The organism is Leisingera aquaemixtae (assembly GCF_019801145.1).
Classification (GTDB): domain Bacteria; phylum Pseudomonadota; class Alphaproteobacteria; order Rhodobacterales; family Rhodobacteraceae; genus Leisingera; species Leisingera aquaemixtae_A.
The window spans coordinates 112,120-133,427 of sequence record NZ_JAHVJQ010000009.1 but is presented as its reverse complement, the minus strand read 5'-3'; the positions used below and the strand labels follow the sequence as shown (position 1 = coordinate 133,427).

Annotated in this window: 22 protein-coding genes; 11 read left to right on the top strand and 11 right to left on the bottom strand. The window is 65.3% G+C overall.

Annotated elements, in window-relative coordinates:
• Position 1: 1 nt before the first annotated feature.
• The 3 genes from KUW17_RS18560 to KUW17_RS18550 all read right to left on the bottom strand — a co-directional run bounded on the left by KUW17_RS18560 (position 2) and on the right by KUW17_RS18550 (position 2,845).
• Positions 2–1,747 (bottom strand): adenylate/guanylate cyclase domain-containing protein, encoded by a 1,746-nt coding sequence (locus tag KUW17_RS18560; protein WP_222481788.1) that lies wholly within the window; start codon positions 1,745–1,747, stop codon positions 2–4.
• A 65-nt stretch (positions 1,748–1,812) separates the two neighbouring features.
• Positions 1,813–2,532 carry an SDR family NAD(P)-dependent oxidoreductase gene (locus KUW17_RS18555; RefSeq protein ID WP_222481787.1) on the bottom strand — a complete coding sequence of 240 codons (720 nt, stop codon included), beginning with the start codon at positions 2,530–2,532 and terminating at the stop codon, positions 1,813–1,815.
• A complete protein-coding gene (locus KUW17_RS18550) occupies positions 2,522–2,845 on the bottom strand; it encodes a darcynin family protein (protein WP_222481786.1) in 324 nt (107 codons plus the stop codon). The genes KUW17_RS18555 and KUW17_RS18550 overlap by 11 nt, the downstream gene beginning before the upstream one ends.
• Positions 2,846–2,936: 91 nt before the next feature.
• Here KUW17_RS18550 and KUW17_RS18545 point away from each other — a divergent pair, with 91 nt between their 5' ends.
• Positions 2,937–3,569, top strand: a complete 633-nt coding sequence (locus KUW17_RS18545; protein WP_222481785.1) for a TetR/AcrR family transcriptional regulator — start codon at positions 2,937–2,939, stop codon at positions 3,567–3,569.
• Here KUW17_RS18545 and KUW17_RS18540 read toward each other — a convergent pair.
• Complete coding sequence (locus KUW17_RS18540) at positions 3,506–4,300, bottom strand: 23S rRNA (adenine(2030)-N(6))-methyltransferase RlmJ (RefSeq protein ID WP_222481784.1); 795 nt, start codon at positions 4,298–4,300, stop codon at positions 3,506–3,508. The genes KUW17_RS18545 and KUW17_RS18540 overlap by 64 nt on opposite strands.
• A gap of 153 nt (positions 4,301–4,453) precedes the next feature.
• Here KUW17_RS18540 and KUW17_RS18535 point away from each other — a divergent pair, with 153 nt between their 5' ends.
• The 7 genes from KUW17_RS18535 (at position 4,454) to KUW17_RS18505 (ending at position 12,066) form a co-directional block, all read left to right on the top strand.
• Complete coding sequence (locus KUW17_RS18535) at positions 4,454–5,209, top strand: hypothetical protein (RefSeq protein ID WP_261397279.1); 756 nt, start codon at positions 4,454–4,456, stop codon at positions 5,207–5,209.
• A 230-nt stretch (positions 5,210–5,439) separates the two neighbouring features.
• Entirely contained in the window at positions 5,440–6,486 is a 1,047-nt protein-coding gene (locus KUW17_RS18530; protein ID WP_008554722.1) for a rod shape-determining protein, read from the top strand.
• 65 nt (positions 6,487–6,551) lie between these two features.
• The gene (mreC, locus tag KUW17_RS18525; protein ID WP_222481782.1) at positions 6,552–7,493 is read left to right on the top strand and encodes a rod shape-determining protein MreC; all 942 of its coding nucleotides are present in this window, start codon (positions 6,552–6,554) and stop codon (positions 7,491–7,493) included.
• Positions 7,486–8,025 carry a rod shape-determining protein MreD gene (locus KUW17_RS18520; RefSeq protein WP_222481781.1) on the top strand — a complete coding sequence of 180 codons (540 nt, stop codon included), beginning with the start codon at positions 7,486–7,488 and terminating at the stop codon, positions 8,023–8,025. The genes mreC and KUW17_RS18520 overlap by 8 nt, the downstream gene beginning before the upstream one ends.
• A complete protein-coding gene (gene mrdA, locus KUW17_RS18515; RefSeq protein ID WP_222481780.1) occupies positions 8,022–9,968 on the top strand; it encodes a penicillin-binding protein 2 in 1,947 nt (648 codons plus the stop codon). The genes KUW17_RS18520 and mrdA overlap by 4 nt, the downstream gene beginning before the upstream one ends.
• Complete coding sequence (gene rodA / locus KUW17_RS18510; RefSeq protein WP_222481779.1) at positions 9,965–11,116, top strand: rod shape-determining protein RodA; 1,152 nt, start codon at positions 9,965–9,967, stop codon at positions 11,114–11,116. Before mrdA ends, rodA begins: the two co-directional genes overlap by 4 nt.
• A 17-nt stretch (positions 11,117–11,133) precedes the next feature.
• Positions 11,134–12,066, top strand: coding sequence for a 2-hydroxyacid dehydrogenase (locus KUW17_RS18505; protein ID WP_222481778.1), 933 nt, complete (start codon positions 11,134–11,136; stop codon positions 12,064–12,066).
• A gap of 85 nt (positions 12,067–12,151) precedes the next feature.
• Here the strand turns inward: KUW17_RS18505 and KUW17_RS18500 are convergent, their stop codons facing one another.
• From KUW17_RS18500 to KUW17_RS18470, 7 genes are all read right to left on the bottom strand, one after another.
• Positions 12,152–14,167 (bottom strand): M3 family metallopeptidase, encoded by a 2,016-nt coding sequence (locus KUW17_RS18500; RefSeq protein WP_222481777.1) that lies wholly within the window; start codon positions 14,165–14,167, stop codon positions 12,152–12,154.
• A gap of 81 nt (positions 14,168–14,248) precedes the next feature.
• Complete coding sequence (locus KUW17_RS18495; protein WP_222481776.1) at positions 14,249–14,599, bottom strand: hypothetical protein; 351 nt, start codon at positions 14,597–14,599, stop codon at positions 14,249–14,251.
• Positions 14,600–14,608: 9 nt separating this feature from the next.
• Entirely contained in the window at positions 14,609–15,658 is a 1,050-nt protein-coding gene (locus KUW17_RS18490; RefSeq protein WP_222481775.1) for a HesA/MoeB/ThiF family protein, read from the bottom strand.
• Positions 15,658–16,113 (bottom strand): dUTP diphosphatase, encoded by a 456-nt coding sequence (dut, locus tag KUW17_RS18485; RefSeq protein WP_222481774.1) that lies wholly within the window; start codon positions 16,111–16,113, stop codon positions 15,658–15,660. The genes KUW17_RS18490 and dut overlap by 1 nt, the downstream gene beginning before the upstream one ends.
• A 39-nt stretch (positions 16,114–16,152) precedes the next feature.
• Entirely contained in the window at positions 16,153–17,349 is a 1,197-nt protein-coding gene (gene coaBC, locus KUW17_RS18480; protein WP_222481773.1) for a bifunctional phosphopantothenoylcysteine decarboxylase/phosphopantothenate--cysteine ligase CoaBC, read from the bottom strand.
• A 60-nt stretch (positions 17,350–17,409) separates the two neighbouring features.
• Complete coding sequence (locus KUW17_RS18475) at positions 17,410–18,219, bottom strand: ChaN family lipoprotein (RefSeq protein WP_261397278.1); 810 nt, start codon at positions 18,217–18,219, stop codon at positions 17,410–17,412.
• 23 nt (positions 18,220–18,242) lie between these two features.
• Positions 18,243–19,121, bottom strand: a complete 879-nt coding sequence (locus KUW17_RS18470; protein ID WP_222481771.1) for an RNA polymerase factor sigma-32 — start codon at positions 19,119–19,121, stop codon at positions 18,243–18,245.
• Between the two features lie 274 nt (positions 19,122–19,395).
• Between KUW17_RS18470 and cobU the strand changes: the two genes are divergently transcribed.
• The 3 genes from cobU to KUW17_RS18455 are packed head-to-tail and all read left to right on the top strand — an operon-like array spanning position 19,396 to position 21,234.
• Positions 19,396–19,914: a bifunctional adenosylcobinamide kinase/adenosylcobinamide-phosphate guanylyltransferase gene (cobU, locus tag KUW17_RS18465; protein WP_222481770.1), complete on the top strand. Its 519-nt coding sequence runs from the start codon at positions 19,396–19,398 to the stop codon at positions 19,912–19,914.
• Entirely contained in the window at positions 19,911–20,492 is a 582-nt protein-coding gene (locus KUW17_RS18460; protein WP_222481769.1) for a histidine phosphatase family protein, read from the top strand. The genes cobU and KUW17_RS18460 overlap by 4 nt, the downstream gene beginning before the upstream one ends.
• Before the next feature lie 58 nt (positions 20,493–20,550).
• On the top strand, positions 20,551–21,234 hold the full coding sequence (locus KUW17_RS18455; protein WP_222481768.1) for a glutathione S-transferase: 684 nt from the start codon (positions 20,551–20,553) through the stop codon (positions 21,232–21,234).
• Positions 21,235–21,308: the final 74 nt, after the last annotated feature.

The following is a 21,308-nucleotide window of genomic DNA, read 5'->3' as shown; positions in this document are numbered from 1 at the left end:
CCTATTCCAGCCCGGCCTTGCGCAGCCCTTCAGTGAAATGCTCCTTGTCCTCGCTGCGGCCGTAATGCAGACCGGCCAGCAAAGCCTCCGCCGTGGCGTCCGGCTGCAACACCCGGATCTGCGCCACGCAGTCCTGTGCCTGCTGCACATCGCCCATCCAGCTGTGGCAGGCGGCAACCAAGGCAGTCTGCACCGCATCCATTGACGGGAGGCGTTTGAAATCTGTCAGCGCCTCTTGGTACAGGCGGGCAGTGAAATGCGCCTTGCCGAGATGGCTCCAGAAGCGGACCGGGAAATGCGGGTTGAGGCGCATCGCCTTCTCGATCCATTCCGCGCCCTCCTCCGGCCGTCCCTGCCAGGTCAGCAGCTCGCCCATCTGCACAACAACCAGATCATAATTAGGGTTCAGCGACAGGGCGCGTTCCTGGTGGTACTTTGCCTGGTCAAGATTGTCCTGCAGGATGGAAACCGCCGCCATCAGCCGGTGCACGTCCGCATCATTGTCGTCCATCGACGCGGCTTTCTGGATCGACTCCAGCGCCAGCTGCAGCATTTCCTCGGGATCGTCGCACCAGCCATACCCCCAGGCCTGGCCGCGGATGCAGCCGCGCCAGGCGTGGGCGTGGGCAAACTCCGGGTCCAGCTCCACCGCGCGGTCGATAAGCTCCATCGCTTTGATGTTGTCCTCGCGGGTGCTGCGGTGATGCAGCACCTTGGCGGCCAGCACGCATTCATAGGCCGCGAGGCTGGCGGGTTTCTTGCGCGAGACCTCATCCTGCTGGGCGGCTTCGATCCGCCCCGGCAGGGTGGCGACGATGGCCGATGTCACCTCGTCCTGGATATCGAATATGTCGTCGAGCGTGCGGTCGTACTTTTCCGCCCAGATATGGGAATCGTTGCAGCTGTCGATCAGCTGCACGGTGATCCGCAGCCGGTTGCCCCCTTTTCGCACGCTGCCTTCAACGATGTAGCGGGCGCCGAGTTTCTCCGCCACTTCACGGATGTTCACCGCCTGCCCCTTGTAGACAAAGGAGGAGTTTCGGGAGATCACGAACAGCTCGTGGCGGCGGCTGAGTTCGGTCAGGATGTCCTCTGTCAGCCCGTCGGCGAAGAACTCCTGCTCCGGGTCGCCGCTCATATTGGCAAAGGGCAGCACCGCGATGGAGGGTTTGACCACGGCAACCGGCTCCGCCGTGCTTTGATCCGGGTCCGGTGCGGCACCGGCAGCATCTTCCTCCAGAAGCAGCCGGTAGACCTGCACCGGTTCCGCAATGTTCTTGAGGTGCTGCGGCCCCAGATCCTCAAACTGCAGCTGACCCATGCGGCGGACCTGATCGTAAACGGCGGCAGAGATGCAGACGTCCCCGGTGCCGGCAAACTGCTCCAGCCTTGCCGCCACATTAACGCCGCTGCCGTAGATGTCGCCGCCGTCAAAGATGATATCGCCGAGATTCACGCCGACCCGGAACTGGATGCGTTTATCGGGCGCCACATCGGCATTGCGGCGGCGCATCCTGTCCTGCACCTCGGCGGCGCAGGCCACCGCGTCGCAGACGCTGGGAAACTCGACCAGCATCCCGTCGCCGGTGGTCTTGATGATGGAACCGCGGTTCTTGGAGATCGCAGGATCGATCAATTCGATCCGGTGGGTGCGAAGGCGGGCCAGCGTGCCCTGCTCGTCCACGTCCATCAGGCGGCTGTAGCCAACCATATCCGCCGCCAGCACGGCGGCCAGCCTGCGTTCCATGTCGCGCCCTCCCTGATGAAAAGCGTAGCGGGAAAGCGCTGGATTTCAAAGCTGTTTGCAAAACCTCAGCCGCGCAGGATGCGGGCTGCCAGCGCCGGTGAGAGGCGGTGGATCAGCCGCAGCAGCTTCATCTGACCAACCCAGATTTCGCTTTTGCCTGCAGCGGCCCCGTCCAGCAAGGCGGCGGCGGCGTTGGGGCTGATCTTGCCGCGACCGCGCCCGGCGGTCATCTGCGTCGCAGCCAGCACCATAACACAGTCGATGATGCGCACGCGCAGCCCTGCGTCTTCGGCTTGGTAACGAAGGGCCCGGGTGAAGCTGCGCAGGCCCGCCTTGGAGGCGCAGTAGACCGGCGCCTGCCGTTTCGGGGCCAGGGCAAGGCCGGAGGTCACATTGACCAGGAAGCTGCCTGGCGAGCACGCCAGAACCGGAAGCAGCCCGGCGGCAAGATGCATGGGCGCTGTCAGGTTCACCGCCAGCTCCTGCTCGATGTCCTGCGCGTCCGCAGTGCCATTGGCAAAATCAGCGGTGATCTGAATGCCCGCGTTGTTGATCACCCCGTCCAGCCGCTGCCCCTGCAGCCCGGCAATCAGCGCAGTGCGCGCGCGGCTGTCTGTCAGGTCGCAGGCCAGCCGCTCAATGCCCTCTGGCAGATCGTCCAGCGCTTTGCTGCCGCGCGCCAGCGCCAGAACCTCTGCGCCTTCTGCCGCCAGCTGCAATGCCAGCGCCCGCCCGATCCCGCGGGAGGCGCCTGTGATCAGGATACGTTTGCCGTCAAACCGCATGGGCGGCCTCGTAGGTGCGGAAGCCGTTTTCAAAAGACGGGATGATCCCGGTGATCGTGAAGTAGCCCTCGGCGATCAGATCGGTGTCCCGCAGCTGCTCAATGGCAAAATAGTAGGCCTCCGGCGTTTCCGCCTCGATCATCGCCACATCGCTGCAGTCCGCATGAAACGCCTCGGCATCGAAATGGCGCAGCGACAGCCCGTTTCGGGTGAAGGGCTCCAGCCCGGCAGCGGCGATGCGCCCGCGTTCCGCGCGGCTGAGGCGCAGCCAGCCGGGGGAGGCGTTGAGCAGCAGGAAGATGGTCATTTTCATCGGGGAACCTCCGGGATGTTGCCTTCGCCTAAAAGAATGTGAAGGATTGCTCGCATTCTCAACTCGCGTTCCCGGCAGGAAGTCACCCGCAATGCACAGCCCAAGAAAACAAGCGCGCCAGGCCCGTTCCCGCGCCACCCAGGAGGCGATCGTGGAGGCGGCGGCTCGCATTCTGGAAACGTCGGGGCGCGAGGGTTTGACAACAAATGCGATTGCCGACCGGGCCGGCGTCAGCATCGGCTCGCTCTACCAGTATTTCCCCAACAAGGAGGCGGTGCAGGCCGCCGTGCTGCGCAGCAAGCGGGCAGAGCTGCTGGGCTGGATGCGGGACGCCGCAGCGCGCTGCCGCGATGCGCCGCCGGAGGCGGCATTGCGGGAACTGCTGGCCGCCGGGATGCGGCATCAGTTCGAGCGGCCGCGGCTGGCGATGGAGGCGGAATACGCCGAACAGCACTTGCAGCTGGCACCGGAAACCGCTGCGCTGGCAGAGGAGATGGCGCAGATCGTTCTGGACACCATCCGCCGGTTTGCCCCGGATGCCGGGCTGCAGGAGGCGGGCGACGTGGTGGCCATTGCCAAGGGGATGATCAATGCCGCGGCCTTTGCCGGCGAGGCTGGCAGTGCCGCGCTGGTCCAGCGGGTGGAGCGCGCGATCCGGGGTTACCTGCGCGAAACCGCGTCGAACAGCGCCGAAATCCGCGCGGCTTCCTCGGCCGCGCCATAAGGCGCGTTGACCACGAACATGCCGCTGCCCACCATCCGGTGGCCTTCGCGCACCGGCGGAAAGGACACCTCGTGGCGCAGCGCATCAGGCAGCCCTTGGCTTTCCAGCGCCTTCAGCATCTGCTTGTGGCTGCCGTCCTTCAGGATCGGATACCACAGGGCGATGACGCCGACGTTCCACTTCTTGTGCAGCTGGCCGATGATGCCGGGGATGCGGGCATAGTCGGATTTGATCTCGTAACTGGGGTCGATCAGCAACAGGCCGCGTCGCGGGGTTGGCGGTGCCAGCGACATGGCCAGCTCAAACCCGTCCTGCTGGTGCACCTTGGCCTTCCAGGGTTTCAGCGCGGCGCGCAATGCGGCGTTTTCCTGCGGGTGCAGTTCGGCGAAATGAAGCGCGTCACCCGGGCGCAGCAGCGAGGCTGCAATCAGCGGTGATCCGGGATAGGCGGCCGCGCCATGCGCCTTGCGGGTCTCCGACAGGGCGCGGTGCAGCGGATGGTCCGCCGCCAGCCCCTGCTCTGCCAGAACCTTGGTGATGCCCTGTTCTGCCTCGCCTGTCTTGACCGCTTCGGGCGCGTCCAGCTGATAGAGACCCCGGCCCGCGTGGGTCTCAATATAGCTGACCGGTTTGTCCTTGCGGGTGAGATACGCCAGCATCCAGGCAAGCAGCGCGTGCTTCTGAACGTCGGCCAGGTTTCCGGCGTGATAGATGTGCTGATAAGAGAGCATAGGCCTCCTCTAGCCGCTATTTCCAAGGGGCGGAAGAGGCGGCGTACGGGAGATAAACGGAATCTCAACTTCGCTGCGGCAGGCTGCCGGCTGACGAGATACCGCAGAATGCAGGTTCACATGCCCCTCAGAATGAGCGCCCTTGCCCTGATAATGACGTTTCTGGCCTTGCTGCTGTGCACCGCAGCCGCCGTCAGCGCGCAAGGCTATTCTCTGGTCGGCAACCAGTTCTTCCTGCAAAAGGCCTCTGCCCCGATGCCAGGCCCGGCGCCATCCGCAGCGTCGGCCCCGCAGGCAATTGCCAGCCTGCTGCCCGACACCCTGCCCGGTGCGGACCAAGGCCGCGGGGCGGTGTCGCTCAACCCCGGCGCGGCCAGCCTGTTCCGCGGCCGCAGCGGCGGGGGGCTGTTCGCCCCGGTCCTGAAGGCGCCGCCCAGCGTCAAGCGCTTGCTGGACCTGATCGCCAGCGCCGAGGCCGGCAAGGCGCAATATGATGCGGTGCAGTATGGCGCCTCACGCAAACCGCCGAAGAAGCCGACAAGCATGACCATTGCAGAGATCAACGCCTGGATCGACGCCACCCCCGGCCAGCCCCATGCCATCGGGCGGTATCAGATGATCCCCGCGACGCTGCGGCGGCTGGTCAAGCACCAGGGGGTGAAGCCGCAGGCCCGCTTCTCGCCGGAGCTGCAGGACCAGCTGGCGCATCAGCTGATCGAGGAGGCCGGCTACAGCGCCTTCCTAGCATCGGCAATGCCGCGCAAGACCTTCATGCTGAACCTGGCCAAGATCTGGGCCGGTCTGCCCGTCTCCACCGGCAAGTCCTATTACGAGGGCTACGCGGGCAACAGCGCCAGCCTGACCTGGGCGCATTTCAAGTCGGAGATGCAGCGCATATTCCCGAGCTGACGGCCGGATCTTCCGCACCAGCCCGTTCGGTGCCGGCCTGCGCCCGGGGGCACGGGCCGGAACAGCATGTGAACGCCGCCGCCGGTGACCCGGCGGACTGGGCGGAAACGCGCTGTTTCACCATAATACGCCCTTTCGCGGCACTCCCGTGCCGCTTATAAGGTTGGGGAAGGCGGCCCCACCGGGAGTCGCCTAAGGAATAATGGCAGCACTCACAGGATCCCTTCTATATGGCGCTTTTCGGAAACTTGGGCGGTCTGTTCTCCTCGGACATGGCCATCGACCTCGGCACAGCCAACACTCTGGTCTATGTCAAGGGCCGCGGGGTGATCCTGTCCGAGCCGTCGGTGGTGGCCTACCACGTCAAGGACGGCGTCAAGAAGGTGCTGGCCGTCGGCGAGGACGCCAAGCTGATGCTGGGCCGCACCCCCGGCTCGATCGAGGCGATCCGGCCGATGCGCGAAGGCGTGATCGCCGACTTCGACACCGCCGAGGAAATGATCAAGCACTTCATCCGCAAGGTGCACAAGCGCTCGACTTTCTCCAAGCCCAAGATCATCGTCTGCGTGCCGCATGGCGCCACCCCGGTTGAAAAACGCGCGATCCGCCAGTCGGTGCTGTCCGCAGGCGCCCGCCGCGCCGGGCTGATCGCCGAGCCAATTGCAGCCGCCATTGGCGCCGGCATGCCGATCACCGACCCGACCGGCAACATGGTTGTCGACATCGGCGGCGGCACCACCGAAGTGGCGGTGCTGTCGCTGGGCGACATCGTCTATGCCCGCTCTGTCCGCGTCGGCGGCGACCGCATGGACGAGGCGATCATCAGCTACCTGCGCCGGCAGCAGAACCTGCTGGTCGGCGAATCCACCGCCGAGCGCATCAAGACCTCCATCGGCACTGCCCGGATGCCCGACGACGGCCGCGGCCAGTCGATGCAGATCCGAGGCCGCGACCTGTTGAACGGCGTGCCGAAGGAAATCGAGATTTCCCAGGCCCAGGTGGCAGAAGCGCTGGCCGAGCCGGTGCAGCAGATCTGCGAGGCGGTGATGACCGCGCTGGAGACCACCCCGCCGGATCTGGCGGCCGACATCGTCGACCGCGGCGTGATGCTGACCGGCGGCGGCGCGCTCTTGGGCGATCTGGACCTTGCCCTGCGCGAGCAGACCGGCCTGGCCGTGTCAATTGCGGACGAGAGCCTCAACTGCGTGGCCCTGGGCACCGGCAAGGCGCTGGAATACGAAAAGCAGCTGGCCCACGCCATCGACTACGACAGCTAACAGCCCCTGCCCGCCGGAACGGCGCCAGCTGATTTCAGGCTGGAGTGGCGGCTGGAAGGAGAGACGTGGCAAAGGACAAGTCACAGCGCGACGATTACGCAACCCCGCTGCGGCGTCTGCTGACAGCGGTGCTGTGCCTGTGCCTGGCCGCGATCTTTGTTGTCTGGCGGATCGACAGCCCGCGGGTGGAACGGTTCCGCGCGCAGGTGGTGGACACGGTAGTGCCCAATATGGACTGGGCGATGGTGCCTGTGACAGCGGCCGTCAACCTGGTCCGCGATTTCCAAAGCTACCAGCGGCTGGCCGAGCAGAACCGCGAGCTGCGCAGCGAGCTGCGGCAGATGCGGGCCTGGAAAGAGGCCGCACTGCAGCTGGAGCAGGAGAACGCCCGGCTTCTGGACCTTAACAACGTGCGGCTGGATCCGCAGCTCACCTATATCACCGGGGTGGTGATGGCCGACAGCGGCTCGCCCTTCCGCCAGTCAGTGCTGCTGAACGTCGGCAACCGCGACGGGGTGCATGACGGCTGGGCGGCAATGGACGGAATCGGGCTGGTGGGCCGGATCTCCGGCACCGGGCGCAACACCGCGCGGGTGATCCTGCTGACCGATGCCGCCAGTGCCGTTCCAGCCACCATCCAGCCCTCCGGCCAGACCGCGCTGGTCACCGGCGACAACAGCGCCGCGCCGGTGCTGAGCTTTCTCGAAAACCCCGACCTGGTGCGCCCCGGCGACCGGGTGATTTCCTCCGGCGACGGCGCCGTCTTTCCGGCGGGGCTGCTGATCGGCCAGGTGGCCAAGGACCGCTCGGGGCGGATGCGGGTGCGCCTGTCCGCTGACTATGGACGGCTGGAATTCCTGCGGGTGCTGCGCCATCACGGCACGCAGGTGATCGAAGGCCCCGGCGGGCTGGTCGGCGCCGCCCCCGGCGACCCGCTGCCGCAGCCGCGGCCCGAAACCCTGGGGGAGGACAGCGCCGAAAGCACGGCTGAGGCCGGCAATGGCTAACACCTCTCCCGCCCGGATCTGGACCATGCGCGCGGCGTTTCCCGCAGTTTCGCTCTTGATCATGTTCTTCCACCTGCTGCCGCTGGAGACCGAGCCGCGGTTCTGGGCGCCGCCGGATCTGCTGATGGCGCTGGCCATGGCCTGGAGCTTGCGCCGCCCGGATTACGTGCCTGCGCTGTCCATCGGCCTGGTGATGCTGCTGGCGGATCTGCTGTTCCACCGCCCGCCTGGGCTGCTGGCGCTGCTGACGGTGCTGGGCTGCGGCTTCCTCAAGGCCCGTGCCGCACCGCACCGCGAGAGCACCTTTGCCAGCGAATGGCTGGCCGTTGCCCTGGTGCTGACCGGGATTGCCACGCTGAACCGGCTGACCCTGAGCCTGTTCGGGGTTGCGCAGGCGCAGCTGAGCCTGACGGTGATCCAGGTTGTGATGACCATCGCCGCCTATCCGCTGGCAGTCTGGGCCAGCCAGTCTATTCTGAACGTGCGCAAACTGTCCCCTGCCGAGGCCGAAACCCTGGTGAGCCGCCGATGAAACGCAATACCAAGGATCTGGATGCCGCCCACGGCAAGATGACCCGGCGGGCGCTGTTTCTGGGCGGGCTGCAGTTGGCCTTTGCCGGCGGGCTGGCGGCCCGGATGCGCTATCTGCAGGTGGATCAGGCTGATGAATTCCGCCTGCTGGCCGAGGAAAACCGGATCAACATCCGCCTGCTGCCGCCGGCCCGCGGGCAGATCTTTGACCGCAACGGGCTGATCATCGCGCAGAACTCGCCCTCTTACCGGATCACCGTGGTGCCGGAGGATGCGGGCGACGTGGAGGAGGTGATCGCCAAGCTCTCCAGCCTGGTGCCGCTAGACCCGGAGGACCTGGAGCGCGCCCGCACCGAGATGCGCCGCTCGCCGCCGTTCCTGCCGATCACTCTGGCGGACCAGATCGGCTGGGAGGACATCTCCAAGGTGGCAGTGAACGCCCCCGCCCTGCCCGGTGTCACCCCGGAAGTGGGCCTGACCCGGGTCTATCCGCAGCTGGGCGATTTTGCCCATGTGGTGGGCTATGTCGGACCGGTTTCCGACTATGACCTGAGCAAGATGGAAGACCCGGAGCCGGTGCTGATGATTCCGCGCTTCCAGATCGGCAAGGTCGGCTTCGAGGCCAAGCGCGAGGACGTGCTGCGCGGCAAGGCCGGCGCCAAGCGGGTCGAGGTCAACGCCACCGGCCGGGTGATGCGCGAGCTGGACCGGCGCGAGGGGATTTCCGGCGCCGACATGCAGCTGACCATCGACGCCGGCTTGCAGAACTATGTGCAGGCGCGGCTGGGCCGGGAAAGCGCCGCCGCGGTGGTGATCGACTGCGAGGATGGCGACATCCGCGCGATCTGCTCCTCGCCCAGCTTTGACCCCAACCTGTTCGTGCGCGGCATCTCGGTCGCCGACTACCGGATGCTGACAGAGGACAAGTACCGGCCCTTGTCAAACAAGACGGTGCAGGGCACCTACCCGCCCGGCTCCACCTTCAAGATGATCACGGCGCTGGCGGCGCTGGAAAACGGCGTTGTCGGACCGGAGGAAACCGTCTGGTGCCCCGGCCACCTGAAGGTCGCCGGCCGCCGCTTCCACTGCTGGAAACGCGCGGGCCACGGGCATGTGGATCTGAACACCTCACTGAAGCGCTCCTGCGACGTCTATTACTATGACGTGGCAATCAAGACCGGCATCGACAAGATTTCCGAAATTGCCAACAAATTCGGCCTGGGCATCAAGCACGACCTGCCGATGTCGGCGGTTGCGCAGGGGATCACCCCCACCAAGGAGTGGAAGGCAAGCTCCTATGGCAAGGACTGGCTGATCGGTGACACTGCAAACGCCTCGATCGGCCAGGGCTACATGCTGGCGTCGCCCTTGCAGCTGGCGGTCATGACCGCGCGGATTGCCACCGGCCGCAGTGTGACGCCGCGGCTGCTGAAATCGCTGGACGGCGTGGAGCAGCCGAGCGGCGCCGGCGAGCCGCTGGGGATCAGCGAGAACAGCCTGCGCATGGTGCGGCGCGGCATGCATTCGGTCAGCAATGACCGCCGCGGCACCGCCTACCGCTCCCGCATCATCGGCGACGGCCTGCAGATGGCCGGCAAGACCGGCACCAGCCAGGTCCGCAACATCACCGCCGCCGAACGCGCAGCGGGGGTGATCCGCAACGAAGACCTGCCGTGGGAACGGCGCGACCATGCGCTGTTTGTCTGCTTTGCGCCTTATGACAAACCGAAATACGCGGTTGCCGTGGTGGTCGAACATGGCGGCGGCGGCTCTAAGGCGGCGGCGCCGGTGGCACGCGACGTGCTGCTGCAGGCGCTTTATGACGGCACCCCGCCGCTGGAGGCCTATCCCAAGGCCGACCGCAGCCGCATCAAGGCGCAGCAGGAGAGGCTGGAGCGCGAACGCGTCAAGCGCCCGCTGGGCAGCAGGAGCAGCCGGGCATGAGTTATCTTGAGTACCACGCCAAATCGACCCCCGCCGGCCTGCGCAAGATCCTGCATCTGAACTGGGGGCTGACGCTGCTCTTGATCACCGTGTCCAGCGTCGGCTTCCTGATGCTCTATTCGGTGGCTGGCGGGTCGTTCAGCCCCTGGGTGGAACCGCAGGTCAAGCGCTTTGCCCTGGGGCTGGGCGTGATGTTCGTGGTGGCGATGATCCCCATCTGGTTCTGGCGCAATATCTCGGTGGTGGCCTATCTGGGATCGCTGGCGCTGCTGGTTGCGGTGGAGCTGTTCGGCACCGTCGGCATGGGCGCGCAGCGCTGGATCGACATCGGCTTCATGCGGCTGCAGCCGTCGGAGGTGACCAAGATCGCCCTCGTGATGCTGCTGGCCGCCTATTACGACTGGCTGCCGGCCGAGAAAACCTCGCGCCCCTTGTGGGTGCTGCTGCCGGTGGCGCTGATCCTCATTCCGACGGCGCTGGTTCTGAAACAGCCGGACCTTGGCACCTCGATCCTGCTGATGGCGGCAGGCGGCGGGGTGATGTTCCTGGCGGGCGTGCATTGGGCCTATTTCGCGGCGGTGATTGCAGCGGGCGTCGGGCTGGTCAGCGCGGTATTCCAAAGCCGAGGCACCGACTGGCAGCTGCTGAAGGACTACCAGTTCCGCCGCATCGACACCTTCCTGGATCCCTCGCAAGACCCCTTGGGCGCGGGCTATCACATCACCCAGTCCAAGATCGCACTGGGATCCGGCGGCTGGTCCGGTCGGGGGTTCATGCAAGGCACCCAATCGCGGCTGAACTTCCTGCCGGAAAAACACACCGACTTCATCTTCACCACTCTGGCGGAGGAATTCGGCTTCATCGGCGGCGTCACCCTGCTGTCGATCTACATGCTGATCATCGTGTTCTGCATCGCCTCAGCGATTGCCGCCAAGGACCGGTTCTCCTCGCTGGTGATCATGGGCATCGCCATCACTTTCTTCCTGTTCTTTGCGGTGAACATGTCGATGGTGATGGGGCTGGCGCCGGTGGTAGGGGTGCCGCTGCCGATGGTCTCTTACGGCGGCTCGGCGATGCTGGTGCTGCTGGGCGCCTTCGGCATCGTGCAAAGCGCCCATATCCACCGCCCGCGCCAGGCGTCACGTTAGATATTCAGGGAGTTTCCATGACCGCCAATGTCCTGTTTGCAGGCCACCCCGACGCCTGGCCCGCCTATGAGCCGCTTTTGAAGGCAGAGCTTGCCCGGCTTGGCGTGGATGCCGATCTGCGCAATGAATTTGCGCCGGAGGAGGTGGATTACATTGTCTACGCCCCCAGCGGGCCGGTCAGCAATTTCACCCCCTTCTCCAGGCTGAAGGCGGTGCTGAGTCTGTGGGCAGGCGTTGAAAAAATTGTGCCTGTTGTGCCCGCCGAATTGCCGCTCACCCGGATGGTGGACAGCGGGCTGGAGCGGGGCATGACCGAATGGGTGGTAGGCCACACGCTGCGCTACCACCTGGGCATGGACGCGCATATCCTCGGCCAGAACGGGCACTGGGAACCCAAGGCCCCGCCGCTGGCCAAGGACCGCCGCGTGACCGTGCTGGGCCTTGGCGCCCTCGGCACCGCTTCAGCCCAGGCATTGGCTGCGCTCGGGTTTCAGGTTTCGGGCTGGAGCCGGACACAGAAAGAGATTGCTGGTGTGATTTGCCACTCCGGCGCCGACGGGCTGAAGGCGGCACTGGCGCAGGCGGAGATCGTCATTCTGCTGCTGCCCGACACGCCCGCCACCGAAAACACCCTGAATGCGGACACCCTGGCGCTGCTGCCCAAGGGGGCCAGGATCATCAACCCGGGCCGCGGCCCGCTGATTGATGACGATGCACTGCTGGCGGCACTGGACAGCGGCCGGGTCGGCCATGCCACGCTGGACGTTTTCCGCATCGAGCCGCTGCCGCCGGAACACCCCTATTGGGCGCATCCCAATGTGACGGTGACCCCGCATATCGCCTCGGAAACCCGCGAAAGCACCGCGGCGGAGGTGATCGCCGAAAACATCCGCCGCGCCGAGGCAGGCGAGCCGCTGCTGCATCTGGTCGACCGCAGCCTCGGCTACTGAGCGCAAAAGAGCGGACTGGCGCGCCCGCTCTTTCATCTTTCCTGAAATACTCAATCCGCAGGCAGCGCCCGTCAGGGAGCTTTCCTTATTCCGCGGCCAGGCCGCGGCCTTTCAGCAGCGCCTCGACGCCCGGCAGCCGCCCGCGGAACGCGGTGTATAGCTCCGCAGGGTCGGCGGAGCCGCCGGTGGAGAGGATATGTTCCTCCAACGCCTTGGCACGCTCCGCGTCAAAGGCCCCGCCCGCTTCCTCAAAAGCGGCAAAGGCATCCGCGTCCATCACCTCCGACCACATGTAGCTGTAGTAGCCGGAGGAATAGCCGTCGCCTGCAAACACATGCGCGAAATGCGGCGTGGCGTGGCGCATGACGATCGCCCGCGGCATGCCGATTTCCTCCAGCACCTCGGCCTGCCTGGCCATCGGGTCGGAGGGTGCCGCCCCGTCGTGGAAGGCGAGGTCGACCAGGGCGGAGGCAACATATTCCACCGTCTGGAAGCCCATGTCGAAATTGGCCGCCCCCAGCACCTTCTCCAGCATCTCTTGCGGCATCGGCTCGCCGGTTTCCGCGTGGGTGGCAAACTCCTGCAGCACCTCCGGCACTTCCAGCCAGTGCTCATACAATTGGCTGGGCAGCTCCACGAAGTCGCGCGCCACCGAGGTGCCCGAGATGCTCTCGTAAGTCACATCCGACAGCATCTGATGCAGCGCGTGGCCGAACTCATGGAACAATGTGCGGGCGTCGTCCCAGGACAGAAGCGCCGGATCGCCCTTTGCAAAATTGCAGACGTTGATCACCACCGGCGCCTGCACGTCCGGGAACTTGGCCTGCTGCCGCATAGCCGAGCACCAGGCGCCGGAGCGTTTGGAGCCGCGCGCGAAATAGTCGCCGATGAACACCGCCACATGGCTCCCGTTCCGGGTCACTTCCCAGGCACGGCAGTCGGGGTGGTAAAGCGGCACGTCCAGCGGCGTGAACTCCAGCCCGAACAGGCGGCTGGCACAGGCAAAACTCGCCTCGATCAACCGGTCCAGCTGCAGGAAGGGCTTCAGCGCAGCCTCATCCAGGTCATGCTCGGCCTTGCGGCGTTTCTCGGCGTAGTAACGCCAGTCCCAGGGTTCCAGATCGCCGTTGACGCCGTCCGCCTGCATCATTTCAGTCAGAATCCGCTCGTCCTGATCAGCGCGCGACTTGGCCGCCTCCCAGACCTCCATCAAGAGCCCGCGGACTGCCTCCGGCGTCTTGGCCATTTCGGTTTCCAGTTTATAGGCTGCGAAGTTTTCGTAGCCCAACAGCTGCGCGCGTTCTTCACGCAGCTGCAGGATCTCCGCCGCGATGGCGCGGTTGTCGGTCTCGCCGCCATTGGCGCCGCGGGCGGCCCAGGCGTTGAAGGCTTTCTCGCGCAGGTCGCGGCGCGGCGAGAACTGCAGGAATGGCGTGATCAGCGACCGCGACAGGGTGACCACCGGGCCGCCTGCGCCCTTTTCCTCGCCAGCCGCGCGGGCCGCTTTGACCACGAAATCCGGCAGGCCTTCCAGATCCTCCTCGCTGAGCTCCATGTACCACTCGCGCTCATCCGCCAGCAGGTTCTGGGTGAACTGGGTGCCCAGGGTGGCCAGCCGTCCCTTGATCTCTTGCATCCGCGTATCGGCGTCACCTTCCAGCGCCGCGCCGCCGCGGACAAAGCCGCGGTGGGTCAGCATCAGCACCCGCTGCTGCTCCGCCGTCAGGTCCAGTTGCTCGCGCTGGTCCCACACCGCCTTGATGCGCGCATAAAGCGCCTTGTTGGCGGTGATGGCGGAGAAATGCGCGGCAAGTTTCGGAGAGAACGCCCTCTGCAGCTCTTCCCGCCTGGGGTTGCTGTCGGCGCCGGCCACGGTGAAGAACACACCCAGCACCTGCTCCAGCTCGCGGCAGGGGGTCTCCAGCGCCTCGATCACATTGGCAAAGCCGGGCGGCTCGGAACTGTTCGCGATGGTATCGATCTGCGCCTTGTGCGCCTCCAGCGCCTGCTCCAGCGCGGGGGCAAAGTCATCGTCGGAAATGCTGTTGAACGGGGCAATTTCAAACGGCGTGTCCCAGCGGGACAGAAGCGGGTTGGACATTTGAGAGGTCTCCTTTGCAGGCGACGCTAGCGGCAAAGACAGGGAGCTGCAATTGACCTTTCCTTGCGCGGCACCGGCACCTCAGCCGCCCGCCCCGTCACCCTCCGTCAGCTCTGCCGGAATGATGCGGATGGGCACGTCAGCGATATTGGCCGCCCGGGCGATGCGCCATTCGAACCGGCCCATCTTGCCATCGGTGTCGATCAGCACGACCACCGGCTCCTTGCCGGTGACCTCTGCCGCAAACAGCGCCTGCTGGAGGCTGTCGAGGCTGCTGCGCTTGTCCAGCCCGAACTCGATGACCCGGTTTTCGTTCTCGCAATCGGTGCGGATCGAGGCGGCGCCGCCGGGATAGGTGAAATCATGCACCCGTTCCGGCTGGCCGCCGAACAGGGCACTGCACAGGAGCGCGATGAAATAGGCTTCGTTCACTGGCAGGAATCAGCTTTCCGCCTTGCCGCCGCAGGCCGGGCAATCCGCCCGGCGGGACAGGCGGATTTTGCGGGTTTCACCGTAAAGCCCGTCATAGATCAGCATCTCGCCCCGCAGCACCGCTCCGGCGCCGGTGATTTGCTTGACCGCCTCCACCGCCATCATCGACCCGACCACTCCGGGCAGCGGGCCGATCACCCCGGCCTCGGAACAGCTGGGCGCAAGACCGGCCGCGGGCGCCTCCGGGAAGATGCACTGGTAACAGGGGCCGTCTTTGGCCGGGTGAAACACGCTCAGCTGCCCCTCCCACTGCGACAGCGCGCCGGAGATCAGCGGCTTGCCCAGCGCCACCGCGGTGCGGTTGGCCAGGTAGCGGGTTTCAAAATTGTCGGTGCCGTCGAGGATCAGGTCATATTCGGCAAACAGCTCTGCCGCGATCTCTTCGGTCAGGCGGCGGTTGTACGGGCGCACCTCCGCATAGGGGTTCTGCGCCTGCATCGCGGCCTGGGCCGAGAACACCTTGGGCTTGCCGATGTCCTCGTCCCGGTGGATCACCTGGCGCTGCAGGTTGGCATTGTCGACCACATCGTCGTCGATCACCCCGATGGTGCCGACGCCGGCCGCCGCGAGGTATTGCAGTGCAGGCGCCCCCAGCCCGCCCGCGCCGATCACCAGCACCTTGGCTTTCTTCAATTTCTTCTGCCCCGGCCCGCCCAGTTCCCGCAGAACGATGTGGCGGGCATAACGGTCAAGCTCGCTTTCGGTAAAGGTGCTGGCAGGCTGGCTCATCTGCGTATCCTGAGGCTGGGCGCGGTTTTTCAAAGCCGTCACGATACGCGCATAAAAACCGGCGACAAGGGCAAAGCCGCCCAGCATCAGCCAGGGAGCCGCAGAGCCGCCTGTGCCTTCGCGCAAGGGGTGCCCGTCCGGCAGGGTCAGCTGCACCGCCAGCACAGCGATGAACAGCACCGCCAGCAGCGTTACGCGCAGATTGCGGGGCAGGCCAAGGAACCGACCGCCCCACCAGATCAGCGCTGCCAGGACCAGGATCCGCAGCATCAGGCCTGCCCGGTGGAGCCGAACCCGCCGTCGCCCCGCTCGGTTCCGGAAAGCGCATCTGCAACTTCAAACCGCGCCTGCAGAACCGGCGCCACCACCATCTGCGCAATGCGGTCGCCGTGCGCGATCTGAAATGGCTCCTGCCCGGCATTCATCAGGATCACCCCCAGCGGGCCGCGGTAATCACTGTCGATGGTGCCCGGCGTATTGGGCAGGGTGATGCCATGCTTCAGCGCCAGCCCGGAGCGGGGGCGGATCTGCACCTCATAGCCTGCCGGGATCTCGATCCGCAGCCCGGTCGGCACCAGCTTGCGCGCCCCCGGCTGCAGCACCAGGCAGCCGCGGTCCGGCAGGTTGGCGCGCACGTCGGCCCCCGCCGCGCCGGCGGTTTCATACGACGGCAGCGGCACATCCCGGTCTGCACCCTCATCGTAGATCACACGGATAGTCACCATTACAGCGCCCCTGCTTCATCTTTGTTCAAATACTCAAATTCACCCGGCCAGCGCCGCCGCGATCCGTTCCGCCAGCTTGCGGGCGACTTCGTCCTTTCCCATCCGCGGCCACTCCTCGGCGCCTTCGTCAGAGATCAGGATCACCGCGTTTTCGCTGCCGCCCATGATGCCGGTCGCGGGGGAGACGTCATTGGCCACGATCCAGTCGCAGCCCTTGCGCTTGCGCTTGGCGGTGGCGTTTTCCACCACGTCGTTGGTCTCGGCCGCAAAGCCGACCACCAGACCGGGGCGGCCGTTCTTCATCTGCGAGACGGTCTTCAGGATGTCGGGGTTTTCCGCGAACTCCAGCACCGGCAGCCCGTCCTTGGACTTTTTCAGCTTCCGGTCGGAGGCGCTGGCCACCCGCCAGTCCGCCACTGCGGCCGCAAAAACGCCGGCATCCGCAGGCAAAGCCGCCTGCACCGCCGCCTCCATCTCGCGGGCGCTTTCCACCGGCACAACCTGCACGCCCTCGGGGGGCCGGACCGCTGCCGGGCCCGTGATGAACACTACTTCCGCTCCCAGATCGCGCAGAGCACGGGCCACCGCTGCCCCCTGCGCTCCGGAGGAACGGTTGGCAATGTAGCGCACCGGGTCGATCGGCTCATGCGTGGGGCCGGAGGTCACCAGGATGCGCTTGCCCTTCAGCGGACCGTCCGCGAGTTTGGCCGCAATCGCCGCAAGAATTTCCTCCGGCTCCGCCATCCGGCCGGGACCGAACTCGCCGCAGGCCATGCTGCCGTCGTTGGGGCCGACGAAGGACACGCCGTCCTCTTTCAGGGTTTCAAGGTTGCGCTGCGTCGCCGGATGCTCCCACATGCGGACGTTCATCGCAGGCGCCAGCAGCACCGGCGTGTCGGTCGCCAGCAACAGGGTCGAGGCGAGGTCATTTGCAAAGCCTTGCGCCATTTTCGCCATCAGATCGGCAGTTGCCGGCGCCACCACCAGCAAATCAGCGCTGCGCGACAGCTGGATGTGGCCCATCTCCGCCTCGGCCGTCAGGTCGAACAGCTCCTGATGCACCGCTGTCCCGGCCAGGGCCGAAACCGACAGGGGCGTCACGAACTCCGCGCCGGCCCTGGTCAGCACCGGCGTCACCCGGGCGCCTTGATCCTGCAGACGGCGGATCAGCTCCAGCGACTTATAGGCTGCAATACCGCCGCCGATGATCAGTAGAATATGTTTGCCAGCCAGCATTTGCGCGTCCTCGCCCGGTTTCCCGCGACCTTACTGCGGCGCGGCACAAGAGTGAAGCAGTCAGCCGTCCTTGCGGAATGCGAGGCAGGGATCAGGCCGCTCGACCGATGGAGCATCCAGCACCAGATCAAATTGCCCGCTGATCAGCCCGTCCTCCGACTGCCCAAGGCTGCGGATCTCTGCATCGGGACGGGCCTTCGCCAGATAGACGGCCAGCCCCCGGTCGGTGCGGGCATGGCCATTGCCGGTGATAACGGCAACCGGACCGCCGGTGTCTGCCAGCGCCCTGTCTGCGGCAGCGGCCAGGCTGGCATCCCGCAAACGCTGGAAATCCACCAGCACCGGCAGCATCTCAAGTGGCATCGCATTGCAGTGGTTGGCCTGCTGGTCCGCTTCCCGCGCGGCCTGTTCCGCGTCCGGCAGCGGCTGGTCCAGGCCAAAGCGCGCAGAGGCTTCCACTCCGAAATAGGCAGCAACCCCTTGCTCCAAAGCTTCAGACGCTTCCTCCCGCGGCACCAGCGCGCCGTACTGCCTCGCGCCTTTCGCCGCAGCAAAAACCGGTGCGTACAGACGGAACTCCGGCCAGCCGCTTGCATCCCAGTCGAGCCGTTTTGCTGTTTGCTCTGCATCGGCAAGCGTGTCCGGATCCAGCCCGCCCGCCTGTTCTGCGGTGATCATTTCCCAGACCACGGCCTTGGGCTGCAGTTCCAACAGAAGCTGCGCCTGCCGCTGGTGATGCACGGGGTTGTCGTGCACCTCGCCGAGAATCACCACATCGGCTCCGCGCAAGGCATCCAAGGCGCCGGACAGCGTATCCGCGCGGGCGCCAGACACGCAAAGCGCCGCCAATCCGGCGGCGCATGCAATCATTTTCAAGACATTGATCCGCTTTCTCATGAAAGCAATCTGTGCACCTCGCGGGACTGGCCTTCAAGGCATTTGCGCATTTTCTGGAAGGCTCCGGCCTCCAGCTGGCGCACCCGCTCCTTGGACAGGCCCAGCTCGGTGCCCAGGCTTTCCAGCGTGCGCGGGCGTTCGCGCAGTTTGCGCTCTGTGATGATGAAACGCTCGCGGTCGTTCAGCGCCTGCAGCGCCGACACCAGCCATTTGCGCAGCTGGCGGCGGTCATGCCGCTCCTGCACCAGCTCTTCAGCCTGAGAAGATTCATCTTCCAGCGCATCGATCCATTCGCGGCCTTCCTCGTCCGCGGACTGGATCGCATTGAGCGAGAAGTCAGCGCCGGACAGGCGCCCCTCCATCATCTCGACATCGCGCAGCGGCACACCGATTTCGCTGGCAATCTTCTGGTGCAGCTGGTGCCGGTCGAGCTTTAACCCGGACGCGCGCGCCTCGCGCTCGAACTGCGCCTGAACCCGGCGCATGTTGAAGAACAGCGATTTCTGCGACGAGGTGGACCCGGTGCGGACCATCGACCAGTTGCGCATCACATAGTCCTGGATCGACGCCTTGATCCACCAGACCGCATAGGTCGAGAAGCGCACGCCGCGGTCCGGATCGAACTTGTCCGCCGCTTTCATCAGGCCCAGCCCGGCCTCCTGGATCAGATCGTTCATCGGCGCCCCGTACCGCTTGAACTTGGCCGCCATCGAAATGGCCAGGCGCATATAGGCGTTGATGAGCCGGTGCAGCGATTGCACGTCGCGGTCGTCGCGCCAGGCATAGGCCAGGCGCCGCTCGGTCTCTGCGTCCAGCAGTTCCGCCTTCATTGCCTGTCTCGGCAATGGATTTTCCACTGTTTGATCAAGTGCCATGTGATTTCCCCCCGGAAACTAATTAACAAACTGCCGCCTGGGGGCGTGTTTGGAACAATCGGGGGCCCGGTTTTTAATAGTCCGGCAGCAACAGCGCGGGATGCGTCTCTCGGCTCATCCAAAGGCCAAAACGGAAAAGTTAAATAGTATCTTGGCCCCTGCGCAGGCTTTCCCGGCCATAAAAAGCGGAACCCCGGGATGCTGCGGTCTCTTGTCTTCACCGGGCCCTGCAGTTACCCACAGGAACGGCTTCGGACTCATAGGTTAGCAAAAAATGCCGTCAAATGTAACTTTTATTCTGGGGGGCGCCGCCTCAGGCAAGTCGGCATTTGCCGAGCAGCTGTGCGTAAACACCGGAAAAGATAAAGTTTACTGGGCGACTGCACAAATATTCGACAGTGAAATGCGCGAAAAAGTGTCCCGGCACCTCGAACAAAGAGGGGCTGGATGGGCCACTATCGAAGAACCGGAAACAGCTGCGCACGTCTTGGCGCCGCTGTCGCCGGGTCAGGTCTGCCTGATGGATTGCGCCACGATGTGGCTGACCAATCACCTGCTGGCGGAACATGAACTAGAGGCCGCTCAGGCTGAGCTGCTGTCCGCGATCGATCATTGCAAGGCGGACCTGGTGATTGTCTCCAATGAAACCGGGCTTGGCATTGTCCCGGAAAACAAGCTGGCCCGACGGTTCCGCGAAGCCCAGGGGCGGCTCAACATCGCATTGGCCGCGCGGGCGGATACGGTGGTTCAGGTGACTGCCGGCCTGCCCCTGGTTCTGAAGGGGGCGCTGTGATCACCCGGCTGTTCCTGGTGCGGCATGGACCAACCCATGCGAAATGCATGGTCGGCTGGTCCGACCTGCCTGCGGACCTGTCAGACACAGCCGCCCTCAACCGCCTGTCGGAATATCTGCCTGCCGGGGCGCTGGTGGTGTCCTCCGACCTGTCCCGGGCAGTGGAAACCGCCACTGCCATACAGGGCAGCCGGGAGCGCCTGCCCCACGCCGGGGCCCTGAGAGAAATTCATTTCGGCGCCTGGGAGCTGCGCACCTGGGCCGAGGTGGACGCCGAAGACCCGGAGCGCATCCGCGCCTATTGGGAAACGCCGGGCGATGTCACCCCGCCGGGCGGTGAAAGCTGGCACCAGGTCTGCAACCGTGTGAATGCGGAAATTGACGGTCTGATCGCAGCGCACCGGGGCCGCGACCTGGTCGTGGTCGGCCATTTCGGCCAGATCCTGACCCAGATCCAGCGGGCGGAAATGCTCACGGCAGAAGAGGCCTTTGCCCACCGGATCGACAACCTGTCGGTCAGCGAGGTCTCCTATGGCCCTGATGGCTGGCGGGCGGGTGTGATCAATCACCTGCCGTGACGGTTGGCATCACAAACATTCCATTTTGAAATGCGCCGCCCGGCGCTAGCCTCCTGCCATGGCTTATGAAATCTATATTGGCGACCGCATGTATTCCAGCTGGTCATTGCGCGGCTGGCTCATGCTCGAAAAATTCTCTTTGCCCCATACGGTGCGTATGGTGGGGCTCTATTCCGGAACCATGGCGCAGGAAATGGCGCATCTGGCCCCGGCACGGCTGGTGCCCGCGCTGCGCACGCCGGAAGGCATGGTTGTCGGCGAAAGCCTGGCCATTGCCGAGACCCTGGCCGAACGCCACCCGGACGCCGGCCTCTGGCCCGCAGATCCGGCACAGCGCGCCACAGCGCGCTGGCTGGCGGCGGAAATGGTTGGCGGATTTTCTGCCTTGCGCGGTGAATGCCCGATGCAGCTGGCCCATATCTATGAAGGCTTCGAGGTGTCGCGCGGCGTAAAGGCCGACCTTGACCGGATCGAGGCGCTGTTTGCCCACACCCGCAAGGTTTCCGGCCAAGGCAGCGGTTACCTGTTCGGGGCGTATTCGCTGGCGGATGTGTTCTACACCCCGGTTGCGGCCCGGATCGTGGGGTACGGCCTGCCGGTTTCCTCTGAAACCCGCTCCTATTGCAAACTGTTGCTGTCGGACCCGGTTTTCCTGCAATGGCAGGAGAAGGCGCATGAGGTCAGCTATGACCCGGAACCCTATGCGATGGACCTGCCGAAGCGGCCCTGGTCCCTGGACTGAACCGGCGGCCTGCGCGAATTCTGCGTGAATTCGCGGCTCGCCGCCACGCACGTTAACCAATCGGAAACCACGAT